The organism is Thiomicrospira microaerophila, from assembly GCF_000934765.1.
GTDB classification, from domain to species: Bacteria; Pseudomonadota; Gammaproteobacteria; order Thiomicrospirales; family Thiomicrospiraceae; genus Thiomicrospira; species Thiomicrospira microaerophila.
Genome location: NZ_JYNN01000005.1, coordinates 38,554 through 61,992, shown reverse-complemented (window position 1 = coordinate 61,992; position 23,439 = coordinate 38,554). Strand labels below are relative to the sequence as shown.

25 protein-coding genes are annotated in these 23,439 nt (G+C 47.5%); 23 read left to right on the top strand and 2 right to left on the bottom strand.

Translation table 11 applies throughout. The features are described 5' to 3' along the window. Positions 1-52 precede the first annotated feature (52 nt). A complete protein-coding gene (locus NA59_RS03845; protein ID WP_044408258.1) occupies positions 53-586 on the top strand; it encodes an NADPH-dependent FMN reductase in 534 nt (177 codons plus the stop codon). 487 nt (positions 587-1,073) lie between these two features. Here the strand turns inward: NA59_RS03845 and cmoB are convergent, their stop codons facing one another. Next, positions 1,074-2,060: a tRNA 5-methoxyuridine(34)/uridine 5-oxyacetic acid(34) synthase CmoB gene (gene cmoB, locus NA59_RS03840; RefSeq protein WP_232504026.1), complete on the bottom strand. Its 987-nt coding sequence runs from the start codon at positions 2,058-2,060 to the stop codon at positions 1,074-1,076. Continuing rightward, complete coding sequence (gene cmoA, locus NA59_RS03835) at positions 2,044-2,802, bottom strand: carboxy-S-adenosyl-L-methionine synthase CmoA (protein ID WP_044408252.1); 759 nt, start codon at positions 2,800-2,802, stop codon at positions 2,044-2,046. Before cmoA ends, cmoB begins: the two co-directional genes overlap by 17 nt. Before the next feature lie 394 nt (positions 2,803-3,196). On the opposite strand from cmoA, the gene rpmH reads away from it, so the two are divergent. From rpmH to glmS, 22 genes are all read left to right on the top strand, one after another. Next, positions 3,197-3,331 carry a 50S ribosomal protein L34 gene (gene rpmH, locus NA59_RS03830; protein WP_029933481.1) on the top strand — a complete coding sequence of 45 codons (135 nt, stop codon included), beginning with the start codon at positions 3,197-3,199 and terminating at the stop codon, positions 3,329-3,331. 7 nt (positions 3,332-3,338) lie between these two features. After that, complete coding sequence (gene rnpA, locus NA59_RS03825; protein WP_083944920.1) at positions 3,339-3,770, top strand: ribonuclease P protein component; 432 nt, start codon at positions 3,339-3,341, stop codon at positions 3,768-3,770. Positions 3,771-3,772: 2 nt separating this feature from the next. Further along, entirely contained in the window at positions 3,773-5,458 is a 1,686-nt protein-coding gene (yidC, locus tag NA59_RS03820; RefSeq protein WP_044408246.1) for a membrane protein insertase YidC, read from the top strand. Positions 5,459-5,729: 271 nt separating this feature from the next. Then, positions 5,730-6,518, top strand: a complete 789-nt coding sequence (locus NA59_RS03815; protein ID WP_044408243.1) for a sulfite exporter TauE/SafE family protein — start codon at positions 5,730-5,732, stop codon at positions 6,516-6,518. Between the two features lie 195 nt (positions 6,519-6,713). Continuing rightward, a complete protein-coding gene (dnaA, locus tag NA59_RS03810) occupies positions 6,714-8,072 on the top strand; it encodes a chromosomal replication initiator protein DnaA (RefSeq protein ID WP_044408240.1) in 1,359 nt (452 codons plus the stop codon). Between the two features lie 9 nt (positions 8,073-8,081). After that, positions 8,082-9,191 carry a DNA polymerase III subunit beta gene (gene dnaN / locus NA59_RS03805; RefSeq protein WP_044408238.1) on the top strand — a complete coding sequence of 370 codons (1,110 nt, stop codon included), beginning with the start codon at positions 8,082-8,084 and terminating at the stop codon, positions 9,189-9,191. 18 nt (positions 9,192-9,209) lie between these two features. Beyond that, positions 9,210-9,842, top strand: a complete 633-nt coding sequence (ccmA, locus tag NA59_RS03800) for a heme ABC exporter ATP-binding protein CcmA (protein ID WP_044408519.1) — start codon at positions 9,210-9,212, stop codon at positions 9,840-9,842. Beyond that, entirely contained in the window at positions 9,842-10,504 is a 663-nt protein-coding gene (ccmB, locus tag NA59_RS03795; RefSeq protein WP_052501442.1) for a heme exporter protein CcmB, read from the top strand. The genes ccmA and ccmB overlap by 1 nt, the downstream gene beginning before the upstream one ends. 7 nt (positions 10,505-10,511) lie before the next feature. After that, positions 10,512-11,309 carry a heme ABC transporter permease gene (locus tag NA59_RS03790; RefSeq protein WP_052501441.1) on the top strand — a complete coding sequence of 266 codons (798 nt, stop codon included), beginning with the start codon at positions 10,512-10,514 and terminating at the stop codon, positions 11,307-11,309. Continuing rightward, on the top strand, positions 11,306-11,479 hold the full coding sequence (gene ccmD, locus NA59_RS14720) for a heme exporter protein CcmD (protein ID WP_083944918.1): 174 nt from the start codon (positions 11,306-11,308) through the stop codon (positions 11,477-11,479). Before NA59_RS03790 ends, ccmD begins: the two co-directional genes overlap by 4 nt. Then, on the top strand, positions 11,466-11,903 hold the full coding sequence (gene ccmE, locus NA59_RS03785; protein ID WP_044408235.1) for a cytochrome c maturation protein CcmE: 438 nt from the start codon (positions 11,466-11,468) through the stop codon (positions 11,901-11,903). Before ccmD ends, ccmE begins: the two co-directional genes overlap by 14 nt. 50 nt (positions 11,904-11,953) lie before the next feature. Beyond that, the gene (locus tag NA59_RS03780; protein ID WP_083944916.1) at positions 11,954-13,927 is read left to right on the top strand and encodes a heme lyase CcmF/NrfE family subunit; all 1,974 of its coding nucleotides are present in this window, start codon (positions 11,954-11,956) and stop codon (positions 13,925-13,927) included. Continuing rightward, positions 13,924-14,457 carry a DsbE family thiol:disulfide interchange protein gene (locus NA59_RS03775; RefSeq protein ID WP_044408232.1) on the top strand — a complete coding sequence of 178 codons (534 nt, stop codon included), beginning with the start codon at positions 13,924-13,926 and terminating at the stop codon, positions 14,455-14,457. The genes NA59_RS03780 and NA59_RS03775 overlap by 4 nt, the downstream gene beginning before the upstream one ends. Then, positions 14,454-14,897, top strand: a complete 444-nt coding sequence (locus NA59_RS03770; protein ID WP_083944914.1) for a cytochrome c-type biogenesis protein — start codon at positions 14,454-14,456, stop codon at positions 14,895-14,897. The genes NA59_RS03775 and NA59_RS03770 overlap by 4 nt, the downstream gene beginning before the upstream one ends. Beyond that, the gene (locus NA59_RS03765) at positions 14,890-15,531 is read left to right on the top strand and encodes a tetratricopeptide repeat protein (protein ID WP_044408229.1); all 642 of its coding nucleotides are present in this window, start codon (positions 14,890-14,892) and stop codon (positions 15,529-15,531) included. Before NA59_RS03770 ends, NA59_RS03765 begins: the two co-directional genes overlap by 8 nt. Positions 15,532-15,664: 133 nt before the next feature. Further along, the gene (locus NA59_RS03760; RefSeq protein WP_044408226.1) at positions 15,665-16,240 is read left to right on the top strand and encodes a NapC/NirT family cytochrome c; all 576 of its coding nucleotides are present in this window, start codon (positions 15,665-15,667) and stop codon (positions 16,238-16,240) included. A gap of 157 nt (positions 16,241-16,397) precedes the next feature. Next, positions 16,398-17,012 carry a c-type cytochrome gene (locus NA59_RS03755; RefSeq protein WP_052501440.1) on the top strand — a complete coding sequence of 205 codons (615 nt, stop codon included), beginning with the start codon at positions 16,398-16,400 and terminating at the stop codon, positions 17,010-17,012. Between the two features lie 12 nt (positions 17,013-17,024). After that, a complete protein-coding gene (locus tag NA59_RS03750) occupies positions 17,025-18,332 on the top strand; it encodes an NAD(P)/FAD-dependent oxidoreductase (RefSeq protein WP_044408223.1) in 1,308 nt (435 codons plus the stop codon). A gap of 240 nt (positions 18,333-18,572) precedes the next feature. After that, complete coding sequence (locus tag NA59_RS03745; RefSeq protein ID WP_044408221.1) at positions 18,573-18,872, top strand: c-type cytochrome; 300 nt, start codon at positions 18,573-18,575, stop codon at positions 18,870-18,872. Between the two features lie 10 nt (positions 18,873-18,882). After that, positions 18,883-20,181: an NAD(P)/FAD-dependent oxidoreductase gene (locus NA59_RS03740; protein WP_044408218.1), complete on the top strand. Its 1,299-nt coding sequence runs from the start codon at positions 18,883-18,885 to the stop codon at positions 20,179-20,181. Between the two features lie 144 nt (positions 20,182-20,325). Next, positions 20,326-21,153 (top strand): DNA ligase, encoded by an 828-nt coding sequence (locus tag NA59_RS03735; RefSeq protein ID WP_044408215.1) that lies wholly within the window; start codon positions 20,326-20,328, stop codon positions 21,151-21,153. Between the two features lie 57 nt (positions 21,154-21,210). Beyond that, positions 21,211-23,070 (top strand): glutamine--fructose-6-phosphate transaminase (isomerizing), encoded by a 1,860-nt coding sequence (gene glmS / locus NA59_RS03730; protein WP_044408212.1) that lies wholly within the window; start codon positions 21,211-21,213, stop codon positions 23,068-23,070. Positions 23,071-23,439: the final 369 nt, after the last annotated feature.

Genomic DNA, 23,439 nt, shown 5'->3' with positions numbered 1-23,439 from the left:
TTGATTGGGTTTGATTTTTTGGGTTGTTTAGGATTGTTTGAGGAGAGAGAAAATGAAGTTTTTAGGAATCAGTGGCAGTTTGCGAAAAGCGTCTTTGAATACCGCTTTATTAAAAGAAGCCTGTCAGCTTGTGCCGGAGGGCGTGACCATGACGGTGCGCACGCTTGAAGACTTACCGTTGCTAAATCCTGATGATTTAGCTACAGGTTTTCCGGCGGCGGTGGATCAGTTAGCGGAGGCAATTGGCCAAGCGGATGCGCTGGTGTTGGCCTCGCCCGAGTTTAACTATTCAGTTACGGCGGTGATGAAAAATGCGATGGATTGGTTATCGATTCATCCGCAAGCGCCTTTACGCGACAAGCCTGTGGCGCTAATGAGCGCGAGCCCGAGTGCGTTTGGCGGCGGTCGCGCGCAGTATCATTTGCGTGAGATTTTGATTTACCCAGGCGCGAGGGTGTTGGGTGTGCCAGAGATTATGGTGGCGAGCGCCCATGACGCGTTTAATGAGCAAGGGGTCTTGAGCAACCAAACAACCAAGGACTTAATGACACAGCAAATGCAGGCGTTGAAAGCGATGATTAAGTGATCGTTAAGTGGTGGTTAAGCAATCGTTTTGCTCAGGATTTATAACCAGGCCTGGTTATAAATCAGGGCAAACGCATCTAAAGTAAATAATAAATCAACAGCTTACAATCAGGTCTCGCTCCCACGTTGAACGTCACTGCCATTAAGTTAAGGAATGAGTGACAACACGGAGTGAACCAACTTGCGTCATTGCGAGGCCGAAGGCCGTGGCAATCTCTGGCAGACTGAGCACGCCCTTGAGAGATTGCCGCGTCGCTGCGCTCCTCGCAATGACCGTTTTTTTCTTAACTTAATGGCAGTGACGTTGAACGTGGGAGCGCCTTGGACTTGGGTTTGAGCGTTGTTTCATAGGTTAAATCGGTCTGCATTCCCACGCACAGCGTGGGAACGAGGTTAACGAGGTTAATCATGACTATTGTTATGATTTTTTTATTATTTAGATGCGTTTGCTCTGGGTTGTAAATCCTGTTGTTTTTCGGGTTGAATAATTAACCCGGTTTGTTGGCTAGCATTACTGCGCGCAAAGGCGCGGGATAGCCTTCGCAGGTTTTGCTTGGGTCATTCGGGTCTAAAAAGTCCTTGAGTGAGTTCCATTGCATCCAATCGGTGGCGCGTTGTTCGTCGGTTGAGGTTTGGTCTAGATCAACACAACGCACATTTTCAAATCCTAAGCGACGCATCCAGTGTGCTAACTCCTCCACCGAGGGCAAAAACCACACATTGCGCATCTGTGCATAACGATCTTCTGGCACGAGTATCTGACCGTATTCTTTTGGAATCACCAGCGTTTCTAATACCAGTTCACCGCCTTTTTTGAGTTGACGTTTCAGTTCGTCTAAATGGTCAAGCGGCGAGCGTCGATGATAGAGAACACCCATTGAAAACACCGTATCAAATCCGCCGCCTAGCTTGGATTCAGGTAAGGCTTCAAGCGGGAGGGGGATAAAATAGGTCGCGGCATCGCCAATAAAGTGATGCAGGGTCAAAAATTGTGCCATAAACAGTAAACTGGGGTCGATGCCAATCACCAGCTTGGCCTGTTCTGCACGCATGCGCCAAAGGTGATAACCACTGCCGCAACCGACATCGAGTATTTTGCGACCTTTGAGCGGCGCGAGGTGAGGCAGAACGCGGTCCCATTTCCAATCGGAGCGCCACTCGGTATCAAGATGCAGCGCATTGATTTGATAAGGGCCTTTGCGCCAAGGCATCAAGGCACGCAGTGCGGTTTCCAGTTGTTCGGTTTGCTTGCTCGTCAGCTCCGGCGTAATCGCCGTGACAGCCGACTGATTCAGTGCGATTTGTTCAGCCTTAGGTAGTGCTTGTATTTGGTCAAGTGCCGCCGACCAGCGGGGCAAATTACCATTGTTTTCTGGGTGCAGCGCCGCCTCAATTAATGGGGCAAGCGCATTTTCCCATTGAGAAAGGGGGGTGTCATTAAGTTGAGGCCAAAGGCTATCAAGGTGTTGTTTCACGTGGAACACTCTCGTTTTTGATCGCTAAAAAAGAGACAAAATTATACGCCTGCAACCAAACTTCTGCATGACCAAAACCGGCTTTTTCTAAGCGATCAAGATGCTGTTCGCGGCTGTCGCTGATGAGTACATTGTCGAGCGAAGCACGTTTTTGACTGATTTCGAGTTCAGAATAGCCATTCGCCCGCTTAAATTGGAGGTGTAAATGCTCGATGGCTTGCTGAATGGGTGGGTCAGGGAAGTGTATTTTTTCCGATAGAATTAAGACCCCACCGGGGTTTAAACCCGCATAAATTGCTTTTAATAAAGCTTGGCGTTTTTCAGGCTCGATAAATTGCAAGGTGAAGTTGAGCACCACGATAGAGGCGTTCTCAATCTTGATATTGGCAATATCATCCAGCACAAACTGCACGGGGGTTTCGGAGTGAAAGGCGGCGCAGTAATCTTGCGCGCGTTGAATCATCGAGGGCGAATTATCGACCGCAATGATCTGGCAGGGCAGGTTATTGAGTTTGCGGCGAATAGTCAAGGTGACCGCACCGAGCGAGCAACCCAGATCATAAATCTGGCTATTGGGTTGTGCAAACAGGGGTGTCAGCTCACCGATGCCGGTTAAAATAGTTTGATAACCCGGCACTGAGCGCGAAATCATGTCGGGGAACACCGCCACCACTGATTCGTCAAACTGAAAGGCGCCGACCGCCTCATAGGGATTGGAAAACAACGTGTCTTTAAGACTCATAGCCAGTTCTCAAGAATAAAAGATGCATTATAAATGCAACCTACCCAAGAAGCCAAAGCACTTAACCTGAATGGGCTAACGTTTATAACTCGATCCCACGCTGTGCCTCACTGCCATTAAGTTTTGAATAAACCTGTTTCGAGGCGCGCAGCGACGCGGCCAACGAAGTCAGCGCGAAGCCTGAATCTCTCAAGGGCGTGCTCAGTTTGTTAGAGATTGCCACGGCCTTCAGCCTCGCAATGACCGGTTTTCTTATTAACTTAATGGCCTTGTTTGATTTGAAGAGTCAGCGGCTTTATCGGCTTTTGTTAAAGAATTTGCTTGCTTTTTTTTGAAAAAGTGATTAGTATTTGCTGTTCTCTTTTTTCGATCGAAATGAAATAGGTATTTAAACATGAAACGTACATTTCAACCAAGCGTTATTAAACGCAAACGCAACCACGGTTTCCGTGCTCGCATGGCAACTAAAAATGGTCGCAAGATACTTGCGGCGCGTCGTGCAAAGGGTCGTGCTCGCTTAACTGTATAGCAGTGAGATGAGTTTTGATTCTGTCGCCTCCCACGCGTTAGCCTTGAAGCAGCCACCTCACGGGCTGCTTCAACACGATTTTCCTAAATCCCTTCGTTTACTTACCCCCGCTGATTTCACTCTCGCATTTACGGATGCTCAAAAATTTGCTAATCGTCATTGGACTTTAATTGTTCGTGCAAACCATTTGCCGTTGCCGCGTTTGGGTTTGGCGGTGTCTAAAAAGCAATTATCGCGGGCTGTCTGGCGTAATCGGGTAAAAAGAATCGCGCGTGAGGGATTTCGTCAACATAAAAATCATTTATGCGGTTATGATATTGTCGTGTTAGGGCGTAGAGGAATGCAAGACATTGACAACCAGACTCTAGCAAATAGTTTTTTTCATTTGATTAATAAAATTGCAAATAGCGATTTAAAACAGACAAGCGTTAAGGAATAAGCATGAATATGAGAGCGTTTTGGTGGATTGCCCTGGCCTTTACCGCCATGTGGTTGTGGTTTCAATGGATGAAGTTTAGCGCTTCACCGCCAATAGATCCGAATCAAGCCGCTATTCATGCTGATCGCCCTGCCGATGTGCCGATGGCGAATATGCCGATAGACGGTGCGATGAGCCTAACGGAACAGGGCGCGGATGTCCCACAGGCCGTCACGCGAATGGAGCAGCAACAGCGAATTCGTGTTATTACGGACACACTTCATCTTGAAATTGATACCCTGGGCGGTGATATCCGTGATGCGCGTACACCGCTGCATGGCATGCCGCGTGATCGTGATACACCGTTTCATTTAATGGGTGATCAAGGGCCGTTGATTTATTTCCACCAAAACGGTATTGCCACCCCGCCGAGTGCCGCCTTACCTGCGCCAACACACCGTTCGGTTTTCCATGTTGAGCAAACGGAGTTCCGTATGGAAGGTGATACATTGCGTGTGCCGATGGTTTGGCGTGAGGGCGGCGTTGAGGTCACTAAAACCTATGTGTTTACCCGTGGTTCTTATTTGATTGATGTGGAATATGAGGTGACCAACCGCACTGACCAGGCCTGGTCAGGTAGTTTGTATTCTCAGTTTGTGCGTACCGCGCATGATCCTTATTCCTCGTTGATGATGTACACCTATACCGGACCTGTATATTACGATCATTACAGTGATGACAAAAAGTATAACAAATACGATTTTAAAGACATTGCCAATCAGCCCCTAGAAAACCTGCCGATTCAAGGCGGTTGGGCGGCGATGATTCAACATTACTTTGTGACCGCCGCAGTGCCGAATCAAAATGTAACCAATACTTATTATGCACGTGCGCTGGATCAAGGGCGTTATTCGATCGGTGTGGTCGAGCCGGCTGTGACGATTGACGCGGGTCAGACGGGTGTGATCACCAGTCAAATTTATATTGGCCCAACCGAACAAAATGTGTTGAAACAGATTGCACCGGGTTTAGAGCGTACCATTGACTATGGGATGTTTACGATCCTAGCTGAACCCCTTTTCTGGTTGCTTAACCATATTCATAATATTGTCGGTAACTGGGGTTGGTCGATTATTGTATTGACGATTTTGATTAAGTTGGCGTTCTACTGGCTATCGGCGAAGAGTTACTACTCGATGGCGAAGTTACGCAAGTTCCAGCCGAAGTTAAAGCAGTTAAAAGAAAACTACGGTGACGATAAAGTACTCTTCCAGCAGAAGATGATGAAGCTCTATAAAGAGGAGAAAATCAATCCGCTGGGGGGCTGCTTGCCTATCTTGGTGCAGATGCCGGTGTTTATCGCGCTTTACTGGGTGCTAATCTATTCTGTCGAGATGCGTCAAGCCGAATGGATCTTGTGGATTAGTGATCTATCAACCAAAGATCCGTATTTTGTGTTGCCAATTTTGATGGGCTTAACCATGTGGATTCAGCAAAAACTGAACCCGACCGCGATGATGGATGAAATGCAGCAAAAGGTGATGCGCCTATTGCCGTTTATCTTTACGCTGTTCTTTATGTGGTTCCCGGCTGGTTTGGTGCTTTACTGGTTAATGAACAACATTCTTTCGGTTTCTCAGCAATACTATATTACGAAGAAAATCGAAAAAATGGATGCCAAAGAGGCTTTAGCCGAGAAAAAACGCTAACCTTCTTTGAGCGGTTAAGTTTAAAAAAGCCACGCACTTATGCGTGGCTTTTTTGTATGGAAAAGGGTGCAATTGAAAGTGCATATCGGCCTGGTTCGTTGACAGGTCATCCCGGCTTAGACCGAGATCTCTTGAGATTGTACGCCGTTGGTTTGGGATTCCGGCCTTCGCCGGAATGACGTGGGGGTCGGAACCGGAACCGGAACCGGAACCGGAACCGGAACCGGAACCATCACTTTCGATTACACCCTATGGAGAAGAGAGAAGTGCCATGTTTATTGAAATCCTGATTTATTTGATTGCGGGTGCGTTTGCCGGTTTATTGGCTGGGCTGCTTGGGATTGGGGGTGGCCTGGTACTGGTGCCGATTTTAAGCACGGTGTTTTTGATTTATTTGGAGAGTCCTTATAGTGTGCATATCGCGATTGCAACGTCGTTGGCGACGATTTTAATTACCAGTTTATCATCGGTCAATACCCACCATCGTCATCAAGCGGTGCGCTGGGACATTTTAAAAACCATGATAGCGGGTGTATTACTCGGTGCGTTTGTTGGCGCGTGGAGCGCGCAGTTTTTTTCGACATCGGTGTTAGCAAAATTATTTGGCGTGATGGAGTTGTTGGTGGCTTGGCAAATGTTAGCGAACAAAAAACCCGCGCCCCATCGTCAGCTACCAGGCCTGGTGGCACGTAATACAGCAGGAGCCGGGATAGGTGGGGTATCGGCATTGCTCGGTGTGGGGGGCGGTTCTTTGAGTACGCCGTATCAGCTTTGGCATAACATTAAAGCGCATCAGGCGATCGCGACATCGGCAGCCTTATCTTTGCCGGTGGCTTTATCTGGCACCCTGGCATATATGTTGGCCGGGTTAAAGTTGGATGATTTACCCAGCTACACCACAGGGTTTGTGTATTGGCCAGCGTTTTTAGCGATTGTGGTGATGAGTGTTTTTACGGCACATTGGGGCGCAAAGCTAGCACATCGCAGTTCAGTAACGCTGTTGAAGCGGTTATTTGCCTATTTGTTAATCGTGCTTGGCTTGAAGATGTTGTTCTTCTAATGTGTCAAAGCTGAGATATTTTAAAAATTTTTATCCACCTCTGTTTTTATAATTATTTCATCAACTTATTGAAACAATAAACTACTTATCCACAGGGTTTATTGAAAAGTTATCCACAAGTGGGGGCTGTTTTTTAAAGTTATTCACAGCTATAATTGAACTTATTAATAAAGTTTCGCCTAAAAGGAGACGAATTTGAGTCATTTATGGTCACAAAGCCTCAAGTATTTAGAAGATGATCTCAATGAGCAGCAATTTCATAGCTGGATTCGTCCGTTAAAAGTCATTGAAGAAGACTCTGTTATCCGACTTTTAGCCCCGACGCCTTTTATCCTGGATTGGGTAAACCGTAAGCTGATGAGTAATATTCGTCAGGCGGTTGAGCGTGTTATTCCTGATAACCCACCCCAGGTGCGTTTGGAAATTGGTGATTATGATTTAGATGAGCCTGTTAACGAGCCAACCGTTCCCAAGCCTTTGCAGCAGCCTGCCGTCAAAAAAACACCCAGTGCCGAGGTGGCAAAAAAAACCATCAAGCATAAGCTCAACCCTAACTACACTTTTGATAATTTTGTTGAGGGGAAGGCCAACCAGTTGGCGGCCGCGGCGGCGCGTCAAGTGGCTGATAATCCGGGTGGCAGCTATAACCCCTTTTTTATCTACGGGGGGGTTGGCTTGGGTAAAACCCATTTGATGCATGCGATTGGTAATGCCTTGTTGGCGAAGAATCCGAATGCGCGTGTCGCCTATTTGCATTCTGAGAGTTTTGTGGCGGATATGGTCAATGCATTGCGTCATAATAAAATTGAAGACTTCAAGCGCTTTTATCGTTCATTGGATGCGTTATTGATTGACGATATCCAATTTTTCGCTAATAAAGAGCAATCTCAAGAGGAGTTTTTTCATACCTTTAACACGCTGTTAGAAGGCAATAAACAGGTCATTTTAACCTCGGATCGCTTTCCTAAAGAAGTGGATGGTTTAGAGGATCGCTTGAAATCGCGTTTTGGTTGGGGGTTGACAATTGCGGTCGAGCCGCCCGAGTTTGAAATGCGGGTGGCAATCTTAATGAAAAAAGCCAGTGAGGCAGGAATTTCCTTGCCTGAAGAGGTCGCTTTTTTTATTGCTAAGCGTTTACGAGGTAATGTGCGCGAACTTGAAGGTGCGTTGAAGCGTGTGATTGCTTATTCACAGTTTACCGAGCAGCCTTTAAGCTTGTTGTTGGTGAAAGACGCGCTCAAGGACTTATTGGCATTGCAACAAAAAATGGTCACACTGGAGAATATTCAAAAAACGACCGCGGATTATTATAAATTACGTGTTGCGGATATTTTATCTAAGCGTCGTACACGTAATATTGCGCGTCCACGTCAAGTGGCAATGGCGATTGCCAAGGAGTTGACCAACCACAGCTTGCCAGAAATTGGCGATGCCTTTGGCGGCCGTGACCATACGACGGTGTTGCATGCGGTGAGAAAAGTGAAAGAGCTGCGTGAAACCGATCATCGTATTGATGAAGACTTTACCAAATTAATTCGAATTATTACGTCTTAAGGTTTGAATATGAAACTGACTATACAACGTGAAAACCTATTAAAAGCCCTGCAAAATGTCATAGGTGTGGTGGAAAAACGCCAAACCAAACCTATTTTGGGTAACTTTTTATTTCAAGTCTGGCAATCGCAGCTGATTGTCACCGGCTCGGACTCAGAAATTGAAACCCGCTCGCAAGTGCCGATTGAGTCGGTTGAGGGCGAAACGTTTGACATTACCTTGCCAGCACAAAAGCTATTGACGATTGTGCGTTCTTTGCCTGACGGTTTGCATGTTCATTTTGATTTTGAAGAAGGGCGTTGTACGCTAAAAGCCGGGCGCTCATCATTTAAATTATCTACCTTGCCAGGTGAGGACTATCCTCATATTGATTTAACGCAAGCGCAAGCTTTGCTGGAGATTAAGCAGGGTGAGTTTAAAAACTTGTTACAGCACTGTGGTTTTGCGATGGCGAATCAAGATGTGCGTTTTTATTTGAATGGTATGCTGTTTGATATTTCGCCTTATGGTTTTCGCTTGGTGGCGACCGATGGTCATCGGTTGTCAACCTGTATGCTGTCCGATCCTTTGAGTCATGTCACGCCTTCACAGGCAATTGTGCCGCGTAAGGCGATTGTTGAACTGACCAAGCTGCTCACCGATCTCGAGCAAACAGTAAAGCTATCCTTAGCCAAAAACTATCTAACCTTGCAGTTTATGGACACGGTGTTTACTTGTAAGCTGATTGATGGCCGTTATCCTGATTATAATCGCGTGATACCCAAATGCAATGATGTGCCGATTCAGCTAGATTTTAATTTATTTAAGTCGATTTTGCAGCGTGCAGCCATTTTATCAAATGAACGTTTTCGTGGTGTGCGCCTGGTGTTTGAGCATAACCTTCTTACGGTGCATGCGCAAAATGCGGAACAGGATGAGTCGCATGAAGACATGGCGATTGATTATCAAGGGGAACGGATTGAGATTGGATTTAATGTTGGCTATTTATTGGATGTGCTTAACTCGCTGAAGGATGAAGTGATTACATTGAATATGAAGGATTCAAGCAATAGCTGTTTGATTGCTTCGGGCGAGGGAAGCATGCAATGTCAGCATGTTATTATGCCGATGCGCTTATAGTTTGCGTGTGTGATAGGGGTGCTACGTGTTCAAGGGTTAAGTTATGCCCGAGGCCATCAACTTTTATTTTCTGACCTATGTTTTGAAGTCGATCCGGGTCAGCTTTTGTTGCTGATAGGTCACAACGGTGCTGGCAAAAGTACGCTGTTAAAAATTCTTGCCGGTTTAATTGAACCCGATCAGGGGTCGATTCACTTTTCCCATTCTATCGCTTCAGATAATCATGCTAATCAAGATAACCATGCTAGTCAAGCACCCAACCAGGCCTGGTTGGGTGATCGTAATGCCCTTAAAATGCAATGGACTGCATTGCAAAACCTCGCCTTTTTAGCCAGCTTACGCCCACAAAACCAGCTTGACCCACTGAAAGCCTTGGACTATTTTGGTTTGTTTGCGGTGCGCCATCAGTTAGTGGGCCGATTTTCGCAGGGGATGAAACGCCGTTTGGCGCTGGCCAGCTTGATGTTGACCTCCGCACCGGTCTGGTTGCTGGATGAACCCCAAGCGGCGCTCGATACCCAGGGTATTTCACAGTTTGAGCAGATGTTGGATCGCCATTTAGAGGCCGGTGGTATCGCGGTGATGGCGGCGCATCATGCGGTGATGATTGATGAGGCGAAGGTGCAACGCTTGCAGTTGGGAGCGCATTAATGCGTTTTGTGCGCTTAGTGCAGCAGCAGTTGAGTTTGGCCTATGCGAATAAATTGGACTGGTTAACGCCCTTGTTGTTTTTTGCCTTGGTGATTATCTTGTTTCCTTTGGCGCTGGGGGGCTCGCCCCAGACACTAGCCGCGGTTGCGCCTGGGTTGTTATGGGTGGCGGCCTTGTTGGCGACACTCTTGTCGTTGGACTCCATGTTTCGTGGTGATCATGATGATGGCACCTTGGAGCTTTGGGCGGCCAGCCAAGCCAGCCTGTTGCGCTATACTTATGCCAAGCTGGTGAGTCATTGGTTACTCTATGCGCTGCCCTTGGTGGTCTTGTCGCCGTTACTGGGTTATGGCTTACATTTGCCGGTCAGCGCCTTGCCGGTTTTGGTATTAAGTTTGGTTTTGGGGAGTCTGAGCCTGGTGTGGATTGGCGCGGTCGGCGTTGCTATCACCAGTGGCATAAAATACAATAGTTTCCTTTTGGCGCTGCTGGTGCTGCCTTTTTATATGCCGATTTTGATTTTTGGCGCCAGTGCGGTGGACGTTGCGGCACAGGGTTGGTCGGCATTGGGGCCACTCTATTTGTTAGCCGCACTCGCGGTTTTATCGGTCACGCTCGCGCCTTTGGCGGTGGCGAAGGCGCTTAAACTGAGTTTGAATTAGGACAATTATGCATCCAGTTTTAAAGTGGTTTTATCAATGGGCCGTGCCGCATTTTGTTTATCCGCGCATCCAGACCGGCTTGCCTTGGGTGGCGCTGCTGGCCAGTAGTTTATTAGTGATTGGGCTAGTTTGGGGTTTGGTGTTTGCACCGGCTGATTACCAGCAGGGTGATGCATTTCGGATTATTTATGTGCATGTGCCGGCGGCTTGGTTGTCGATGTTGGTGTATATGGCGATGACCATGATGGCGATCAGCGTGCTGGTATGGCGGATTCAGGTCGCCGAGTTGGCGTTGATTGCCAGTGCGCCAATTGGTGCGGCGTTTACTTTGATGGCGCTGTTTACCGGCGCTATTTGGGGTAAACCCATGTGGGGTGCCTGGTGGGTGTGGGATGCAAGGCTGACCTCCGAATTGATTTTGCTGTTTATCTATTTAGGTATTTTTGCGCTGTATCATGCGATTGAAGATAAGCGTCAAGCCGCAAAGGCCGCAAGTCTGATGACATTGGTGGGGGTGGTGAATATTCCGATTATTCATTATTCGGTTATCTGGTGGAATACATTGCATCAACCGCCAAGCTTGAGCAAGCTTGATACGCCATCGATTCATCCGGATATGCTTTGGCCCTTGTTGATTACCCTATTGGCGTTTAAACTAATGTATCTGTGGATGCTGATGTTGCGTTTGCGCACTGAATTGTTGCTGCGTTATCCGCAAAGCGCCTGGGTGCAGGCGATAGTACAGGCGATGGTGCAGGCGCAGATTCAGCCGACTAAAGACAAGTCAAAGGATAACGCGAGATGAGCGAGTTTTTTTCAATGGGCGGTTATGGCGCGTATGTATGGTCTTCGGTAGGCTTGAGTCTATTGGTGATGGGTTATAACCTGCTGATCCCCTATTGGCGTCACCAACGCTTATTGCAGTCATGGCGTCAGCAACAGCAAGAGGAGGCACGTTTGCATGAGTCCGGTTAAACGTCAGCGATTAATGTTGGTTGGTTTTTTGGTGTTGGGTGTGTCAGCGGCGGCGGCGTTGATTTTTCAAGCCTTTCAACAAAACATGATGTTTTTCTTTTCGACCTCGGAGGTCGCGGAGGGTTTAGCGCCGATAGACCGTGATTTTCGGGTCGGCGGCGTCGTGGTAGAAAACTCGGTGTCTCGCGCCAGTGATAGTTTAAAGGTGGTGTTTGATATCACTGATTTAAAAACCCCGATTCAAGTTGAATACACTGGCATCCTGCCGGATTTGTTCCGCGAAGGCCAGGGGATTGTTGCCAAGGGACAACTCAATGCGCAGGGCGTGTTTGTTGCATCGGAAGTTTTGGCCAAGCACGATGAAAACTATATGCCGCCCGAAGTCGCCGCCACATTGCATAAGCCACCTGCGGCGGCTTATTAATCTCAATTGTCTAATTGTCTAATTTTGTCTTATAAGGTTTTTTTATTTCAATGATCAGTGAACTGGGTTTGGTTTTTTTACTTATTGCCGCTGCGTTATCGGTGTTATTAACCTTGTTGCCGTTTTATGGCAGCTGGCGCAAGCAACCAGGCCTGGTGGCGATGGCACCGGTTTTGGCCTTGAGTATTTTTGTGTTTACCGGCATTTCACTGGCGATTTTGGTGTGGGCGTTTTTGGCGGATGATTTTGCGCTCAAGTATGTTGCCTCGCATTCGAGTCTATTCCAGCCCTGGTATTTTAAATTCTCGGCGGTGTGGGGCGCGCATGAAGGGTCGTTATTGCTCTGGGCGTGGATGCTAACCGGCTGGACGGCGGCGGTAGCGCTTAAACGCGGTGCATTGACTTCTGATGAACATAGCCTGACACTCAGCGGTTTGGGCTTTATTGTCCTAGGCTTTTTGCTATTTATTTTGTTCACCTCCAATCCATTTGAACGCTTGCCAACGGTGCCGGTCGATGGCTTGGGATTAAATCCGTTACTGCAAGATATTGCATTAATTCTTCATCCGCCCTTGTTGTATATGGGGTATGTGGGCTTGGCGGTGAGTTTTTCTTTGGCGGTGGCGCAACTTTGGCTGGGCGAAGCGCGCCCACAGACCTTTGCATGGGCACGTCAATGGACGTTGGTATCCTGGGCGTTTTTGACGCTAGGGATTTTGCTTGGTAGTTGGTGGGCTTATTATGAATTAGGCTGGGGAGGCTGGTGGTTCTGGGACCCGGTTGAAAATGCGTCGCTCCTGCCTTGGCTGGTGGCGACCGCCTTGATTCATTCGCTGTTAGTGAGTGAAAAGCGCGGCCAGCTGATTGGCTGGACCTTGTTATTGGCGATTTTGGCGTTTGCAATGAGCTTGGTCGGTGCGTTTTTGGTGCGCTCAGGCGTGTTGACCTCGGTGCATGCCTTTGCCACCGACCCGACGCGTGGTACCTATATTCTGATTTATTTGGTGGTGGTGATTGGCAGTGCGTTGGCGTTGTTTAGTGCGCGCGCGCCCAAGATGGTCAAAATCAAGCCGATGCAAATTCAATCAAAAGAAACCGCACTGTTGTTCAACAATGTGCTGCTGATGGTGATGACCGCCAGCGTCTTGTTGGGCACGCTTTATCCTCTGTTGTTGGATGCGCTGGGGATGGGTAAGCTTTCGGTCGGGCCGCCTTATTTTAATGCGATTACTATTCCTTTAACGATTCCGTTGGCGATCTTGATGGGGGTGGGGTTTTATATCCGTTGGAAGCAAGATTCGGTTGGACGCTTGGCAAAAGAGCTTTGGTGGCTGGGGCTATTCACGGCGATCGCGGTGTTACTCGCCGCGCTTTGGTTGATGCCGGATCTACAGGGCATGGCGTTGCTGGGTATCGCGTTGACCGCTTGGATAGGATTTGGCGCTTTGGCTTGGTTGTTGAATCATGCGCGCAAAACCGGTCGGATTGCTAAACCTATGCTCGGTGCGGCGCTGGCGCACATCGGGTTTGCGGTGATGATTGCGGGGATTACACTTTCGAGCTTGTATGGCATTGAGCGCGATATTCGACTTGCCCCGGGTGAGTCGGTGCCGCTTAAAGAGTATCGCCTGCATTTCCAAAGTGTGGCGCAGGGGGCGGGGCCAAACTATTTAACCACCGAGGGGACACTTCGGCTTTACCGTGGTGAGGAATTTATCCAGTTTTTACATCCGGAAAAACGCATTTATATCGGTCATGAAATGCCGATGTCAGAGGTGGCACTGGATGGGCGTTTGAGTCGTGATATTTATGTCGCCTTGGGCGAGCCGATTGGTGATGAGGGCGCATGGAGTTTTCGCATTCAGTATAAACCGTTTATTCGTGGCATTTGGTTGGGGGCGTTGCTGATGGCGATCGGTGGATTAATCGCGGTTTGGGGGCGACGCAATTCGACCCGTGCGACGATGGCAACGAGTGCGACCAATGCCGCTAATGCGCCCAAAGAACAGGAGGCGCTGAAATGAAAAAAGCCAGTTGGCCCTTGTGGATTTTTGGCGGTTTAGTCGCGCTGTTTGTGGTGGGTTTGATGTTGAATCCACGTCATGTGCCTTCACCGCTGGTGGGGCAAATGGCACCGGCTTTACAGGGCACCGATCTGCTCAGCGAACAGCCGATTGATAGCGCCGATTTCAACCAGGCCTGGTTGTTAAATGCTTGGGCATCCTGGTGTTCTGGCTGTTATCTTGAACATTCGCATTTAATGGAATTAACTAAAACACAACCAGGCCTGGTTATAGTGGGTTTAAATTACAAAGATCAAGCGGATGACGCTAAGGCTTGGTTGGACCAGCATGGTAACCCCTATCAGCATGTTATTTTTGACCCCACCGGGCGCATCGGAATGGATTGGGGTTTGATTGGCACGCCAGAAACCTTTTTGATTGATGCGCAAGGTCGCGTGGTGGATAAATGGATGGGCGCATTGACTCCCGAGCGCATTGAGCGCTCTCTCCTGCCGGCTTTGCAAAAGCTGGATGCCAAGGGGGGCAGATGAAAGCTAGTGCGATGAAAGCGGTTTGGTCTTTGGTGCTGCTGGCGTTTGTCAGCCTAATTCCCTTGTCAGCGCAAGCCGTGATTGAAAGCTATCAGTTTGATACCGCCGAGCAAAAGCTGTTGTATCAGAAAATGGCGCGCGAATTGCGCTGTGTGGTGTGTCAAAACCAAAATATTCTCGAATCCACCGCGCCCTTAGCACAAGACCTTCGCCAGCAACTTTATCAGATGGTGCGTTATCAAAACGCCGATGAAAAGCAGATTGTCGATTTTATGGTGCAGCGTTATGGCGATTTTGTGCTGTACCGACCGCCCTTGCAGGCCAATACCTTGATTCTGTGGATTGCGCCCTTTTTATTATTGCTGTTTTCGGTCTATTGGGTGGTGAGCTATGTGCGCCAAACCCAAGTCGATGCGCAAAAGGAAAAACACGATGATTGAACTTTGGTTAGGCTTGTTGCTGTTAATTTTGCTGGCGATGGGGTTGTTATATGCGCTGGCTAAGCGTCATCAGATGGTGAAGTCGCCGGTCATTCTGATCAGTTTTATCAGTTTACCCTTAATGGTGTTGTTGGGTTATGGGCAGCTGGGTCAACCCGGCCTGGTGGCAGAGCAGCATCAGCAAAGAACAGTTGAAAACGCCACCCGAACACTGGTTGATCAACTCGAAGCGCGTTTAATACAAACGCCTGAAGATATTCAGGGTTGGATGATGTTAGGGCACTCGCACAGCACCTTAGAAAACTGGCGACGTGCCAGCGAAGCCTATGAGCGGGCTTATCAATTAGATCAGAATAACCCGCAGGTGATGATTGCCTTGGCGGATAGCCTGGCAGAGCGTGAGGGAGGGGTGTTCAATCTACGCGCACAAGCTTTGGTCGCTACGGCGCGCAAACTCGCACCGAATTCGGTTGAGGTTTTATGGTCCAGTGCGTTAGTGGCGCGTCAAAATGGAGATTTAGAACAAGCACAAAAAGATTTATTAGCTCTTCAAGGCTTATTGCAACAGGACTCGACGGAATGGCAAGTGGTATCTAAGCTATTGGAAGGGTTAAATAAATTCCCTATAAATTAAGGGGCAAAGTAAATTTTATTTCCTCCCATAAAATAATTTTATTAAGGTCATTGAAAAAACTGAGTGTCTTTCTTTTTCACATTTCCGTAACATATCGCAAAAATAATGACAATATCTTGAAAGGACTAACGAGATGAAAAAACTCTATCTAGCGTTTGCTGGCGTATTTGTTTTAGGTTTTGCATCCTATGGTGCAATGAATGTGGTATTCGACTATACCAATGAGATGGAGTTTTGTACTTCTTGTCATAGCATGAAAATCAACTATGAAGAGTACAAAGAAACGGCACATTACAACAATGCCTCAGGGGTTCGCGCCACCTGTTCAGATTGCCATGTGCCTAAAGAGTTTGTGCCTAAAGTGACCGCAAAAATTATCGCCGTTAAAGACATCTACCATGAGTTTCTAGGCAACTTTGCGGTCAGCAGTGAGATCAAAAATGATCCTGAAGCTTATCTAGCCCATTTTGAAGAGCATCGCTGGCGTATGGCGAATATTGTTTGGGACAAAATGAAAGCCAATGACTCGGCGGAGTGTCGCACCTGTCACAGTTACGATGCCATGGATATTGACGCACAAGGGCGTTCAGCCCAGCGCCGTCATCCTCGCGCGATTGAGGAGGGTGAAACCTGTATTGATTGCCATAAAGGTGTGGCGCATCACGAGCCCATGGAGCCTTTGGTTTCTAAAGCAGAGTTACCCTACTAACCCCATTTAAAATCCCATCTTCGCGTGGGATTTTTTATAGCAAACCGGCAGCATGCCGGATTTAAAAAAAGCGCATAAGCGCTGAGCGCAGCTTTCTAGATCGACTCTTGGTTGAGTCATTGGAAAGCGGCAAGACTCGACTTAAGAGGAGAAATCTATGAAAAACACCAAAAAGCCATCCTTAAAAAAATGGATGGGTGTGTTACTTGCGGGTGGCATGATGGCCAGCGGTATCGCACAAGCTGAGTTTGATCGTGGCACAATGTTGGCCAATACCTGTGTAGGCTGTCATGGTATTAATGGGATTAGTGATGGGCCAGCCATCCCTTCAATCGGCGGTATGTCTGAACAGTATTTTATTGACTCAATGAAAGAATTCCGCGCAGGTGAGCGTCCAAACACCATTATGACCCGTCTAGCAAAAGCCTACACGGATCAAGATATTGCCGATATGGCTAAGTATTTTGCTAAGCAAAAATATGTTCAAGTGGAGCAGCCTCATGATCCTCGTGCCGCGCAACTAGGTCAGCGCTTACACAATTCATTCTGTGATCGTTGTCATGATGCCGCAGGCACTAACCCAGAAGATGACTCAGGCTTTTTGTCTGGCCAAATGCGCGCTTACTTAGAATACAGCTTACAGGATTATATGTCGGGTGATCGCGAATACAAAGAGTCACGCATGAAACGTGAGTTAGAAAGTATGATGAACCGTCACGGTGATGCAGGGCTTCAACAGTTGTTGGATTATTATGCATCAGGCAAGGAATAAGGAGTAGTTAAGATGAAATTAAATATGACAAGAAGAAATCTCCTTAAAGCCTCAGCCGTTAGTGTGGCGGCAGGTTCCATGGCGAGTTTTAGTGGCTTGGCTTCTGCTCACAACCATGGTGGCAAGCACAAGGTTGTTATCGTTGGTGGTGGTATCGCGGGTGCAACAGCGGCGAAATCGTTAAAGCGCCTTGACCCTAAAATGGACGTGACCTTGATTGAAGCGGGTGCGGATTACCATACTTGCTTTATGAGTAACGAAGTGATTAATGGTGATCGCGATATTAAAACCATTCGTTTCACCTTGGATGGCTTGAAAAAACAAGGTATCAATGTGGTTATCGACGAAGTCACTGGCATTGATGCAAAAGGTAAAAAAGTATCCACCAAAGGCGGCAAGTCATTTGGTTATGACCGTTGCATCGTTGCACCGGGTGTCGCACTTAACTATGGTGCGATTCAAGGTTATTCCGCTGAAGTGGCGAAAACCATTCCTCATGCTTGGAAAGCCGGCGAGCAAACCGCTATCCTTCGTGATCAGTTAGCCGCGATGAAGGACGGTGGTACTTATGTATTAGTTTGCCCACCTAACCCATTCCGTTGTCCACCTGGCCCGTATGAGCGTGCTTCGTTAGTGGCTAAATATCTGAAAGACAATAAGCCTAAGTCAAAAGTAATTATGCTTGATCCAAAAGGTGCGTTTTCTAAGAAAGGCTTGTTTGAAGATGCATGGCGTCGTCACTATGGATATGAAGGTCCAAATGCGATGATTGAGTGGCACGGTAATGATGGTGTGGTGAGTGTTGACCCTAAAACCAAAACCGTGACTACCGCATCAGGTAAAAAAGTGAAAGCGGATGTGTTAAATATCATCCCGCCACAAACAGCAGGCAAGATTGCACAAATTGCAGGCTTAACCAATGATGCAGGTTGGTGCCCGATTCAAGGTAAAACCTTTGAGTCGTCCATTCACAAGGATATTTATGTAGTAGGGGATGCCGCTGTAGCTGATCCTTTGCCAAAATCAGGTTATGCCGCTAACTCGGAAGCTAAAGTAACCGCCGTTGCTGTTTATGCTTCATTAACCGGTAAAGCGATGATTGAGCCTTCATGGGTGAACACCTGTTACTCAATTGTGGCGCATGACGAAGCCATTTCGGTTGCGGCGGTTTATGCCTATGAGGGTGATAAGATCATTTCGGTGCCTAATTCGGGTGGTCTAACACCTGGTGGTGACGGATTTAATGCGCGTGATCGTAAGCGTGAAGTACAGTATGCCTACTCTTGGTTCAATAATATTGTGGCCGATACCTTTAAATAAAGGGGTAAATAATATTTCCTTAGTTGGTTGAAACGGGCGCTTTATTAGCGCCCATTTTTTTGAATATGGAAAATCTAATTTAAATCAACGCACTAGCTTCTGTGCACGCTTTCCCCACAATTTCTTTATATCTTGATATAAGAATATTTTATGGTCCCCAGTAAATTTCTATTGGCGGCACCAAAGCATCTCATTTATAGTCGACAACACCTTTTAAAACATAAAATTGAGGTATAACTAATGAAAAAAGTTCTATTACCCGCAGCAGGGTTAATCTTGGCTACCGCATTACCCGTCCAAGCCGTCGAACGCGGTGAATTACTCGCCAACAGCTGCTTTTCTTGTCATGGCTATGAAGGCCGTTTAGCGAATGCAACGATTCCTACCCTTGAAAACTATCCTGCTTCAATGATTATTAGCCAAATGAAGGCCTATCGTGATGGCACGCGTACTGGCACGATTATGGATCGTCATGCGAAAGGCTATACCGATGAAGAAATTGAGCTAATGGCGAAATTTATCGGTAAACAAGGACAATAGGAGAAGCATAATGAAAAACGTATTTTCAAAATTGACACGTCGTCAGATGATTCAATTAGCGGCGGCGGGTATTGCCGCACCAGCGGCTTTGGCCTTAACCGGTTGCTCAACGACCGGCCGTAAAGGCGCTGGAAACGTTGTGGTCATCGGTGGTGGATTTGGTGGCTCAGCCGCAGCCAAATACCTAAAACGCTATAACCCTGAATTAAATGTCACCCTCATTGAACCTAACAAAGAGTACATTACCTGCCCTGGTTCTAACTGGGTGATTGGCGGTTTCCATGAAATGAAACAAATCACGCATAACTATAATGCGGCCAAAAAGAACGGCATTAATGTAATGCACGAAACGGTTGCCTCGGTTGACCCTGACAAGCAAGTGATCAAGTTAGCAAGTGGCAAAACAATGGCCTATGACAAGTTGGTTGTATCACCAGGCATTGACTTCAAGTGGGATGTGCATGCAGGTGTCGATGAAAACACCGAGAAATTTTTACCGCACGCCTATAAAGCCGGTGATCAAACCCTGTTATTGCGTGATCAGCTCCAGTCTATGAGACAAGGCGGTACCTTCGCAATGGTTGCGCCACCTAACCCTTTCCGTTGCCCACCTGGCCCTTATGAGCGCGTTGGCATGGTGGCCCACTATCTCAAGCAAAATAATCCAACGGCTAAGATTTTAATTTTAGATCAAAAAAATGCCTTTTCTAAGCAGGGCTTGTTCGTTGAGGGCTGGGAGTTAAACTACGGTCAGATGATTGAACATGTCAAGTTGGATGATGGGGGGAAGCTGAGAAGCATTGATGTTAAGAATAAAACCATTGACGCGGATTATGGCAAGGTGAAGGCCGATGTAATTAACTATATCCCGCCACAAAAAGCCGGTAAATTGGCCGTAGCGACCGGTCTGACGAATGAGTCTGGTTATTGTCCGATTAATCAACAAACGTTTGAATCTACAATTCACAAAAACATCCATGTAATCGGCGATGCCTGTATTGCTGGACCTATGCCAAAATCGGGTCATTCAGCGACCAGCCAAGCACGTTCCTGTGCGGCCAATATCGTATTAGCGATGGCAGGTCAAGAACCGATTTCAGCGAAAAACGTAAATACCTGTTATTCATTGGTTACACCGGATTATGCGATTTCTGTCGCGGCGATTTATGATTTCCAAGATGGCAAAATTGTTTCAGTGCCGGGTTCAGGTGGGGTCTCTCCGATGGGCGCGGCGCCTGATGTACGCAAAATGGAAGCCATTTACACCCAAGGTTGGTACAACAGTATCGCCGACGAGGTTTGGGGTTAGTTGATCTAACCAGGCCTGGTTGTAATTCTGAAAAACCCGCTTCGGCGGGTTTTTTGTTGATATGAATTATGTTATACGTGATTTTAAAGGGTTTTTGTCTGTAGTGTTTTACAATAGGTTTTCTTTTTAGTTAAGGGGACAGCCATGTTTAGACTACTGATCATTCTGGCAATCATTCAATTTGGGGTGGCGGCACAGGCCAAAGCGCCCGATTTGGTTTTACTCACTGAGTATCAGCCGCAGGATGTAACCGGCTGGCTGGTGAGTGAGAAACTTGACGGTGTGCGGGCTTACTGGGATGGCAAACAGCTTGTAAGTCGTCAGGGAAATGCATTTAATCCGCCAAACTGGTTTACCAAAAACCTGCCGCCTTTTGAGTTGGATGGTGAGTTATGGATTGGGCGCGGTCAGTTTGAGCAGACCTTATCCATTGTGCGGCGTCAACAACCGAGTGATGATTGGCGACAAGTCGGCTTTTATATTTTTGAAGTGCCCAATCAACCCGGCGGCTTAATGGCAAGACTGAGTAAGCTTGAACAGTTTTTAATACACCAGCCTGTTAAGCATCTGCACATTATTCAGCAAACACCGCTGCGACCGTTGGATGATTTAGACAAGATGCTGGCGCAGAGTGTTGAGCAGGGTGCAGAAGGCTTGGTATTGCGTGAGCCAAATCAGCCTTATCACACGGGCCGTTCGCCTTTCGCGCTGAAGCTCAAGCCAAAATATGATGCTGAATGCACCGTCACCGGCTATACAGAGGGACAGGGGAAGTATGAGGGGATGGTCGGCGCCTTACTCTGTATTAACGAACAAAATCAGCTGTTGCGTTTAGGTAGTGGTTTGAGCGATGCGATGCGCGCTGATCCGCCTGCGATCGGCGTACAGGTTACCTATCAATATAACGGCTACACCCGAAACGGTTGGCCACGGCATGCGGTTTTTCTTCGACAACGCGCGGAAGGTTTTTAGCCTACATGCTAAAATAACAAAATTAAAAAACTAAACATAAACAGGAAGGGCAAGGCGATGTGTGGAATTGTAGGCGGTGTAGCTGAACGTAATTTGATTCCGATAATGTTGGAGGGGTTGAAGCGCCTCGAATATCGGGGTTATGACTCGGCGGGTGTGGCCATCATTGATGCGGAAGGCACACTAGTGCGCAGACGTTCTTTGGGCAAGATTAAAGCATTAGATGCCACCATTCATGCGGATGACACGCCAATTGCAGGGCAAATTGGTATTGCACACACGCGTTGGGCGACCCATGGCGTACCGTCTGAGGCGAATGCTCATCCGCATTTTAGTAATGATCAAGTGGCCGTGGTTCACAATGGTATTATTGAAAACTACCAGCAACTAAAAGCCCAGCAACAAGCGATGGGCTATGCGTTTACTTCCCAGACCGACACCGAGGTCATTGGTCATTGTGTCGCTGAGCACTTAAAGCAACAGCCCGACTTGCTTAAAGCGGTGCAAGCGGCGATTCAAAAGTTTGAAGGCGCCTATGCGCTAGGCGTCATTTCGGTAACCGATCCCACACGTTTAATTGCGGCACGAAAGGGCAGTCCGTTAGTGATTGGTGTGGGGATTGGTGAATACTTTATTGCCTCCGATGTGTCGGCCTTGTTACCTGTGACACAAAACGTGATTTTCCTTGAGGAAGGCGATGTCGCCGATATTCGCCGGGATGCACTACAAATTTATAACCAGCAAGGTGAGCCGGTCGAGCGTCAGGTGCGCGTGTCGAGTTTGAGTGCGGCGGCGGTGGAGCTGGGTGAGCATCGTCACTATATGCACAAGGAAATATTTGAACAACCTCAGTCCGTGAGCGATACACTTGAGGGGCGTGTTACCGATAAAACGGTATTGGTCAGCGCGTTTGGTAATCAAGCTGAAGCCCTGTTTGCTGGTATTACACAGGTGCAAATTATCGCCTGCGGAACCAGTTATCATGCCGGCTTGGTTGCCAAATACTGGTTTGAAGATATTTTACAACTGCCTTGTCAGGTTGAGGTGGCGAGCGAATATCGTTATCGCAATCCTGTAGTCTTATCGAATAGCCTTTTTGTCACGATTTCACAATCAGGCGAAACCGCTGATACCCTTGCCGCTTTGCAGCAGGTAAAAGGACGCGCTAAACAACAGAATTTGAGCGTGCCAACCTTGACCATTTGCAATGCGCCCGAGTCATCAATGACACGAGAATCGGATCTGGTGTTCTTAACCCACGCCGGACAAGAAATTGGCGTCGCTAGTACTAAGGCTTTTAGCACCCAGTTGGTATCCTTAGCTTTGTTATTAACCTCCATCGGCAAAGTACAGGGGCGATTGGATGCTAAGCGTGAAGGCAAGATTGTGAAAGGGCTTAAAAAACTACCTGGACTGATTCAGAATGCACTAACACATGAACCGACGATTCAAGCCTTAGCCAATCGATTTGCGGATAAGCACAACTGCTTGTTTTTGGGGCGAGGCACCATGTACCCGATTGCCATGGAAGGTGCGCTAAAACTCAAAGAAATTAGCTATATTCATGCTGAAGCTTATCCAGCGGGCGAGCTTAAGCATGGTCCGTTGGCGTTAATTGATGAAACGATTCCGGTGGTGGCGATTGCGCCGCATGATGATTTATTGGAGAAGCTGAAATCAAACCTGCAAGAAGTCAATGCGCGTGGCGGACAAATGATTGTGTTTGAAGATGAAAAGTCCAACGTCAGCTCCGATGGCACTTTCACTGTAGTTAAAACCACCAGTAATGTTGGCCGCATTACCGCACCGATTACCTTTAACATCGTATTGCAACTTTTGGCCTACCATGTCGCGCTAATCAAAGGCACCGACGTAGACCAACCCCGCAATCTAGCCAAGTCAGTAACCGTTGAGTAGTCAATTGATTGTAATGAAACGATTGTTGTCGTAGGGTGGATAAGCCTAGCGCATCCACCAAAACCTAGGAGCCTGTCAAGCACTGTTTGGTCGAGCAGGTTAAGGATTGGCCTTGGTCATCATTTCATCGTTTGGTTGAGTGTGGTTGGTATTCGCCTGATTGGGGAGGTCTGGAACCTGACAGGATTAGGTCGATGATACTTGAGTAGTTTTTTCTGAAAAAAATAGGTGGATGCGCTGCGCTTATCCACCCTACTTTTTAAAGTATTTCTTTTTTCCATTGAATCAATTGTGAAGTTTTTGTTTTTGTTTGTTTGGGCGATTGTTTTATCGAGTGCTTTCGATTAATATTACAGACCGTTATAGCCA